The 8,832-nt window shown below is 47.3% G+C and carries 5 protein-coding genes; all 5 read left to right on the top strand.

Annotated elements, in window-relative coordinates:
• Positions 1-302 (top strand): hypothetical protein (locus Q0Y54_RS09890; protein ID WP_297967074.1); only part of this gene is annotated, 302 nt, incomplete at its 5' end.
• Positions 303-323: 21 nt separating this feature from the next.
• Positions 324-2,612, top strand: coding sequence for an ATP-binding protein (locus Q0Y54_RS09885; RefSeq protein WP_297967072.1), 2,289 nt, complete (start codon positions 324-326; stop codon positions 2,610-2,612).
• Positions 2,613-2,782: 170 nt separating this feature from the next.
• A complete protein-coding gene (alaS, locus tag Q0Y54_RS09880) occupies positions 2,783-5,398 on the top strand; it encodes an alanine--tRNA ligase (RefSeq protein WP_297967078.1) in 2,616 nt (871 codons plus the stop codon).
• Positions 5,399-5,566: 168 nt separating this feature from the next.
• Positions 5,567-6,895 (top strand): MFS transporter, encoded by a 1,329-nt coding sequence (locus Q0Y54_RS09875; RefSeq protein ID WP_297967070.1) that lies wholly within the window; start codon positions 5,567-5,569, stop codon positions 6,893-6,895.
• Positions 6,896-6,902: 7 nt separating this feature from the next.
• The gene (locus tag Q0Y54_RS09870; protein WP_297967068.1) at positions 6,903-8,531 is read left to right on the top strand and encodes a GGDEF domain-containing phosphodiesterase; all 1,629 of its coding nucleotides are present in this window, start codon (positions 6,903-6,905) and stop codon (positions 8,529-8,531) included.
• The last annotated feature ends 301 nt before the right edge of the window (positions 8,532-8,832 follow it).

The raw sequence follows: 8,832 nt of genomic DNA, 5'->3' as shown, positions 1-8,832 counted from the left end.
CTGGTCTTATGGAGGGGTACGAAGGACTTGTAAAGAAATTGGCACCAATGGAAAAGGCCGGGGCAGTAAAAGCAGTGGGTGAAATATCTGCTGAGGAGGCTCAGAAGGTGGGCGATGAATTATTGGAGGCCTTGGAGGATTTTGACGATGAACTGTCCAAGGAGTTGATACAAAGGCTGGCAGGCTATCCATTTAGGATTACCCAGCAGGAGAGGCTGAAGGCTGCCAGGGAATATGTTGATGATTTCTTGTACGATGAAGCAGCGGCTGTTATAAAGGGGATTTTGCCGACTATTGAGTAGTTTTAGCAAGGGGTGGGCAATATGAAAGCAAAGACGAGCTCCATATCGCGCTGGCTGCCATTTGTATTTATAGTCAGCTATATTGCAATTGCTATAGTTACTATATTTATTGTGCATGTGCGTTTTGAAACCCACATGGTAGAAGATTATGCCAGAATGGCGGAAGGTGTTACCACCCTTATGGAGAAGGCTGTGGACCCCTATAAAATAGATTACTATATGAAGAATAACTATGGTAATTCTGAGTACGATGAAATATTGAAATATTTCTACAGTCTAAAGTCCAATTATCCTGATGTAAAATATATGTACGTGTACCGCCTCTATGAGGATGGGGGCAAACCGGCGGGAAAGGTAATATTTGACCTGGACGAGGAATATACCCCCACACCGCCCCAGGAAAGCATTGACTGGATTGGTGATACCTATTATTTGGATGAGCCCTTTGCTTCTAATATTCACCAGATGATTACCGGCACGGAGCCTATATTTTATGCTATACATAGTACGGAAAATGAATATCTGCTTTCCTTTGTAAGGCCGGTTTTTGATGGGGACGGAAACTATGCCTGCAGTTTATGTGTGGATTTTTCCATGGATTATGTGCAGAGCAAATTTTTGCATTTCATAGTTCAAATGATGCTCATCCTGGGGATTATCATGGCCGCCATTCTGGCTCTGAATATTTATATTATCCGTAAGGCGGTAACAGAGCCCCTGGATAAAATCAGCAGCTGTGCCGACGGGTTTAAGTTTGAGACGGCAGAGGATTGCTCCAATAATATCCACCAGCTGGAAAAGCTGAATATCAAGAGCAGTGATGAAATCGGTATTCTGTATAAGAGCTTTATGAGCACCATGAGGGAGCATTTGTCCTTTATGACCAAGTTAAATAAGGCTACCATAGAGATTGCGGCAAAGGATATGGCCAACAGGGCCAAGAGCAACTTCCTGGCCAATATGTCCCATGAAATTCGTACCCCGATGAATGCCATTATCGGTATGGATGAAATGATTCTTCGTGAAACCCAGGACAAGAAAATCAGAAAATATGCAACGGATATAAGAAGTGCTGGCAGAACCCTGCTTTCCATCATAAATGATATTTTGGATTTAACGAAAATCGAATCCGGCAAGATGAAGCTCATGCTGGTGGAATATGAATTTGCCTCGGTTCTGAATGATATTGTGAATATGACACGGAATAAGGCATACGACAAGGGCCTTACCTATGAACTGAATGTGGCACCTGATATACCCTCCATTTTAAAGGGAGACGAAATCAGAATAAGGCAGATTATTTTGAATATCGTTAATAATGCCATTAAGTACACCAGCGAAGGCGGCATAACAATAAATATGTTCTTTGACCGCAGTACCAGTATGCTGAGGTACAGCGTAAAGGATACAGGGATGGGCATAAAAAAGGAGGCCATGGACAACCTATTTACCTCCTTCCAGCGGTTGGATGAGGTGCAGAACAGAAAAATTGAGGGGACCGGTCTGGGACTTAATATCACCAAGCAGCTGGTGGAGATGATGGGAGGCAATATTACAGTTGAGAGTGAATACGGGGTGGGCTCCACCTTTACGGTTACCGTTATTCAGGGAATTGTGGAGGATACTCCTATAGGGAATTATGTGGAGCGGCTGGCGGCCTCCGAGGAAGCCGGGGAGGTGTTCACACCACATATTGTGGCACCTGATGCCCGTATTTTGATAGTTGATGACAACGAAATGAATCTGGATGTTATAAAAAATCTTATGGCCGATACCAAAATGCGGATCACCACAGCCATGTCGGGACAGGAGTGTATTGATTTGCTGCGGGAATTTGCCTACGATATGGTATTCATCGATCAGATGATGCCGGCAATGTCGGGGACAGATACCCTGCGCATTATTAAGCAGGAGCACATAGCTGATAAAACACCGATGATAGCCCTTACGGCGGATGCCATAGTTGGGGCCAAGGAATGGTACATAAAGGGAGGCTTTACGGATTACCTTTCCAAGCCTGTAATGTACCCAGAATTGGAGAAAATATTGGATAAGTATCTTCCAGGTAATTTGCTGTGGACCAAGGAGCAAATTGAGGCAGAGGCCCGAAGGGGGGAAAGGACCAAGGGGGATGACAAACCCATCATACTGGTAATAAATGAGTCCACGGAAAAATTAAACCAGCTTAAGGAATTGCTTGGCGATCAATACAAGGGGGTCTTCGTAAGAGATGAAGCAAGTGCTGCCAGATATATGAAGAAGCACGCGGTGGCCTTTGTTATACGAGATGGGGGAATTTCAAGGACTTAGGTAAATATTCACTAAAATGGTGACAATATCAATAGCTGCTGTACATATGCTTTATACAGCAGTTATTTTTATGTAAATCTTCATATTGAACAATAAATATGGTATAATTTTAAAGTTAGTGTGAATACTATTAATTTACATATTCTTGGAGGTAGATTGTTTTGAAGAAAATGACAGGTAATGAGCTTAGAGAAGCTTATCTTACTTTCTTTGCGGAAAAGAAGGGTCACTTGCGGCTGCCAAGTGCTTCTCTTATTCCGGAAAATGATCCGACATTGTTAATGATTGGTGCCGGTATGGCACCTTTTAAGGCATATTTTACCGGCAAGGTGAAGCCGCCTCGGACCAGAATAACCACCAGCCAGCGCTGTGTGCGTACCGGTGATATTGAAAATGTAGGCCATACCGCCCGCCATCAGACCTATTTTGAGATGCTGGGCAATTTCTCCTTCGGCGATTACTTCAAGAAGGAAGCTATTCCCTGGGCCTGGGAATTTTTGACTGAGGTTCTGGAAATGCCTAAGGACAAGCTGTGGGCGACCATTTATCCAAAGGATGATGAGGCCCGTAAGCTGTGGGAGGCTCAGCCAGGCTTTGATCCAACCCACATTGTTCCCATGGAGGACAACTTCTGGGAAATCGGCCCTGGTCCATGCGGCCCGGATACCGAGATTTATTTCGACCTGGGTGAGGAGCGGGGCTGCGGCAGCCCGGACTGTGCTGTAGGCTGTGACTGTGACCGTTATCTGGAAATATGGAACAATGTATTTACCCAGTTCGACCGGACTGAGGATGGCAAGTACAACGATCTGGAAAACAAGAATATTGATACCGGTATGGGCCTGGAGCGTATTGCTTCCGTCGTTCAGGGGGTACCAAGCAATTTTGAGACGGATTTGCTGTTCCCGATTATTGAGTATGCCTCCAAGGTTTCCGGGGTAAAATACGGTGAGGATGCCAACAAGGATGTTTCCCTGAAGGTTATTGCTGACCATGCCCGCTCCATGAGCATTATGATCATGGATGGTATTTTGCCTTCCAATGAGGGCCGCGGCTATGTATTGCGCCGTATCCTTCGCCGGGCTATCCGTCATGGCCGCATGCTGGGCATCAAGGATAAGTTCCTGGAGGGGGCCGTGGATGCCGTTTGCAGGATTTATGAGGGTGCCAGTGATTTTGAGGCACTGGCTCAGAAGCAGGACTACATCAAGAAGGTTATTTCCCTGGAGGAGGACCGCTTCTCCGCCACCCTGGAGCAGGGCCTGGAGCTGCTGGATGGATACATGGCTGATGCCAAGAAGGCCGGCAAGAAGGCTCTGGACAGTGAGCTGAGCTTCAAGCTCTATGATACCTTTGGCTTCCCTTGGGAGCTTACTGAGGAAATTCTTCAGGAAAATGGTATGGAATTTGACAAGGAAGGCTTTGACAAGGAAATGCAGGAGCAGCGGGATCGCGCCCGGGCAGCCCGTGCAGAAAATCAGCGCTTTGCCGTTCCTGATTTGAAGAATATTGACACTGCTTCCTTAAAGCACGACGAAAAGGCTACTGAGGCAGAGGTTGTGGCTATCTGGAAGGATGGCGTATTGGTTGATTCCCTCCAGGATGGTGAGGAAGCAGGCATTATTCTGTCTGTTACCCCATTCTACGCAGAGGGTGGCGGCCAGGTGGGTGACACTGGTCTGTTCGTTAGTGAATTGGGCCGTATCAAGGCTACAAATGCCAAGAAGCTGCCAGATGGCACTATTTACCATGAGTCCTATGTGGAGGAAGGTCAGCTGAAGGTTGGCGACAAGGTTCAGATTAAGCTGGACAAGGTGGAAAAGCTTTCCTCCGCCCGTAACCATACTGCAACCCATCTTCTTCAGGCTGCTCTGAAGAAGGTTGTTGGTGACCAGATTAATCAGGCTGGTTCCTCGGTAAATGGTGACCGTCTCCGCTTTGACTTCACTAACTTTGAGCCAGTAAGCGCTCAGCAGTTAGCTGATGTGGAGGAGCTGGTAAACAATGAAATCCTTAAGGGCACTGATGTGGTTATTGAGGAAATGTCCAAGGATGCTGCTGTGGAAAAGGGGGCTATGGCTCTCTTTGGCGAGAAGTATGGTGACGTGGTTCGTGTTGTAAGTGTTCCTGGCTTCTCTATGGAGCTTTGCGGTGGTTCCCATGTAAAGAATGTTGGACAGATTGGTCTCTTTAAGATTGTGTCCGAGACTGGTGTGGCAGCTGGTGTACGCCGTATTGAGGCCATCACTGGTCGTGCAGCACTGGAATATGCCAACACCAAGGCTAAGCAGGTATCTGATGCAGCTGCTGCATTGAAGTGCCGTGAGGATGAGCTGGTATCCCATGTTGAGTCCCTGGCGGCCCAGGCCAAGGAGTTGCAGAAGCAACTGGATGCTATTAATGCCGAAAAGGCCAAGGCTGATGCGGCAGCATTGACGGATTCCGTTAAGACCGTAGGTGATGTAAGTGTCATTGCGGCTCAGGTAGAGGCAGCTGATATGGATGATCTGCGCAGCATTGCGGATATGACCTGTGAGAAGCTGAACAATGGTGTAGTAGTGCTTGGTACGGTCCACGGTGATAAGGTGAACCTGGTGGTGAAGTCCTCCAAGGAGGCTGTGGCCAAGGGGGCCCATTCCGGGAAGATTATCAAGGAAGCGGCAGCTGTAGTCGGCGGCGGCGGTGGCGGCCGTCCGGATATGGCCCAGGCCGGCGGCAAGAAGCCGGAGCAGCTGCAGGCGGCTCTGGATAAGGCTGTGGAAGTCATCGCAGCTCAGGTGGGTTAACCCTAATATATTAAAATTTATGTTTTTTTGGCTGAAAACTGTATTTTTGCAGTTTTCAGCCTATTTTATTATGGGGATATGATAGAATATTTATTCATTTTATTGTAAAATTGTATTAGGTGAATTGCGGGGGATGATAGATTGCAGAAAAATATTTTGTGTGCAGTTATGATAACATCATTCATCGGTGCTATGGTGGGAAGCGGCATCAACGTGGCCCTGCCCTCCATTGGACGGGAATTTAATGCCATGACCGGGGACCTTAGCTGGGTGGCGGCGGCCTATTTGTTTGGTTCGGCTATTTTTAATCTGCCCCTGGGTAAGGCGGCGGATATTTTGGGACGCAAACGCCTGTACAAGATTGGAATAGTGTTGTTTTCCGTTACCCTATTTATTGCCGGCTTCTCTGTGTCAGTGGATTTCCTTATGGACATCCGCTTCCTGCAGGGGGGCTTGATGGCGATGGTATTTGGTCCCGGGATGGCTGTGCTGGCTTCCGTATTCGACAAGAAGGAACGGGGACGTATTCTGGGCTATCAGACAGCCTCGGTTTATGTGGGGCTTACCTGCGGACCGGCCCTGGGGGGCCTTATCTGTGAGTACCTGGGTTGGCGGTGGTTTTTCTTTTTGACGGGTGCCGTGGCAGCCGCCGGACTTATATTCATGCTGCAGGTCAAGGAGGAATGGTATGGGGACCGGGGAGCCCCCTTCGACTTCAAGGGCAGCCTGTGCTATATGATTACGGCTCCCCTTATTCTGTATGGATTTTCCAAAATTACAGATGGCCCATTGGGCCCATGGCTGTTTGTGGCCGGCTTGGCCGCCCTGGCCATGTTTATCTATGTGGAGCGTCATACCCCATACCCTATTCTCGATGTGAACATGTTCCTGGGCAACAGGGTCTTTACCTGCAGTAATTTGGCGGCTATGCTCCATTATGCCTCCACCTTTGCCATAAGCTTTTTGGTTTCCATGTATTTACAGGTCATCTGCGGTCTTAGTGCTCCGGTGGCCGGTGGTATTATCCTTTTACAGTTTTTTATGATGGCTTCTCTATCACCTAAGGCCGGGGCCTTGTCTGACAGAATTGATCCCGGAGTGGTGGCTTCGGTGGGAATGGCCATCAACAGCGTGGGCCTCTTTGCCCTGTCCTGGCTGCAGCGTGACAGCTCCCTGATAACCGTTGGCCTGTTGCTGATGGTTATCGGCGTGGGCTTTGCCCTGTTTTCTTCTCCCAATAATAACGCAATCTTGGGGGCCTGTGTCCCCAAATATTATGGAACGGCTTCCTCCCTGCTGGCTACCATGCGCATTATTGGTCAGGCCTTTTCCATGGCCATTGTGACCATAATTATGGATGTTAATTCCGTTCAGTCCATAACCGGTGCAGATAATGATGCCCTTTTGGGGGCAATTAAGATAATATTCAGGATTTTTTCCCTGATTTGTGTTTTCGGTATAATGGCTTCATTGGCAAGAAAAAAGAAGGAGGGCTGACTTCCCTATGAATAATAATTATCAACGGCGCAGGAACATAATTATTTTGTTGGCGGTGCTTATCAGTATTGGCCTGTTTGCCCTGAGTAATTATATGGAATTTCAGCTGATGTCGGTTTTGCCCAGGACTGACTCCCTGGCCCTTGCCAATTATTTTAATAAGGGCCTGGTGGCCATTTTTTTGCTGGTGGTCATCGGGGCTGGATATTCCATTTATGCCGAATACCAGATGATGGCCGAAAATCGTGAGATGGAGGCAAAGGATACAGTTACCCATCTGTCCAGTGTGGTAGGGTACAATCAGGATTTTATCCGCCTTCTTTCCGATGGAAAAAACGAACAGGATTATCTTATGGTGTCCCTGGATATTGATAAGTTCAAGGCGGTAAATGATGTGTTCGGGTTTGCCTGTGGGACAAAGATAATTCGTATGGTGGCGGAGATGCTGGCCAAAAATCTTCGGGACGGTGAATACTGCTACCGTATTACCAATGATGTTTTTTATCTGCTGTTAAAAAGTATTGATCGGGACAGTGATTATAAGCGGATCCGCAATATCCTGGATAATGTGTCCATGGAGCTGATTTCCACGGATGATGAGGATATTCAAAGTAATTTAAATGGGGGAATCTACCATCATATGATTTCCTTTTCCGCCGGCGGTATGTTGATTAGTGTCAGGGAGGTTCACGATGATTTGCGCAGCTATACGGCTGACACCAGAAATGAACGGTGCCGGGAATTAGCCGCCAGGTTTGCCGACAATGCCAACATTGCCCGGAAACGGGGGAAGACGGAAAATATTAATACGGTTTATCTGTTTGACGAGAGCATGCGTCAGGAGATATTTGAGAACAAAAAAATTGAGGATGCATTCCTTATCGGCATCGAGCACGGGGAATTTATGGTATACTATCAGCCTAAGTACTATATAGGCGGGGAAGAGGCCATACACGGCGGGGCAGAGGCCCTTATTCGCTGGAACAGTGCGGAGCTGGGCTTTTTGCCGCCAGGGAAATTTATTCCCCTCTTTGAACAGGATGGCAATGCCTTGCGTCTGGATATGCATGTAATGGATTTGGTGTGCCAGAATCTTTGCGAATGGCGCTCCAAGGGGTTGAAAATTCACCCCATATCCGTTAATGTAACGCGCCCCACCATGCAGAACGGTCATGGTTATTTGCTGTTCGTCAAGGAAAAGCTTTATTTGTATGATATTCCCCAAAGTCTTATTGAATTTGAGATTTTGGAAAGCTCCACAGGGACTGATGAACGGGTGGTAATTGATTTTATCAATGAAATTCATGCCCTTGGCTTTAAGATTGCCATGGATGATTTTGGCACCGGCTGCTCCTCCCTGGGCCTGCTGAATCGTATTCCCTTGGATATTTTGAAGTTTGATAAAAGCTTCTTTGATTCCATGTCCACCAATATGACGGATCATGATCTGGCTGTGGTGCGGTATATGCTGATGATGGCCAGGGATTTGGGGATTAAGACGGTGGCTGAGGGTATCGAGGAAAAATTCCAGGTGGATATTTTGAGGGAGCTGGGCTGCGATATGGTGCAGGGCTATTATTTCAGCCGCCCCCTTTGTGTGGATGATTATGAAAAAATGCTTAAGCCGATAAAGTGAACGGGTCCTATTCCGTGCCACCCGCTTATCCCAAGAAAACTCCCGTTGATTAAATGGGAGTTTTTTTGCAATTAAAGGGGTCCTGTCGCGGGATAGGACATTCCTTTGCTTTGCAGTGCCACATCAATGTGTTTATTGGCTAAAAAAAGTATGGAGGGGCTTCGCGTCCCTCCGCCACTTCATATCGGCTTAAATAAATTATGTGCTGATGTGTCATATTGGCTCAGCATGCGTCATGTCCTTATCCCGTGCCACCCGCTTATCCCAAGAAAACTCCCGTTGATTAAATGGGAGTTTTTTT

This window comes from uncultured Anaerovibrio sp., assembly GCF_947302755.1.
GTDB lineage: Bacteria > Bacillota > Negativicutes > Selenomonadales > Selenomonadaceae > Anaerovibrio.
This window is presented reverse-complemented; position numbering and strand designations above follow the sequence as displayed.

Excerpts from the sequence above, each read along its gene's own strand:
- Q0Y54_RS09885 (WP_297967072.1), top strand. The coding sequence starts at position 324 with ATGAAAGCAAAGACGAGCTCCATATCGCGCTGGCTGCCATTTGTATTT.
- alaS (WP_297967078.1), top strand. The coding sequence starts at position 2,783 with ATGACAGGTAATGAGCTTAGAGAAGCTTATCTTACTTTCTTTGCGGAA.
- Q0Y54_RS09875 (WP_297967070.1), top strand. The coding sequence starts at position 5,567 with ATGATAACATCATTCATCGGTGCTATGGTGGGAAGCGGCATCAACGTG.
- Q0Y54_RS09870 (WP_297967068.1), top strand. The coding sequence starts at position 6,903 with ATGAATAATAATTATCAACGGCGCAGGAACATAATTATTTTGTTGGCG.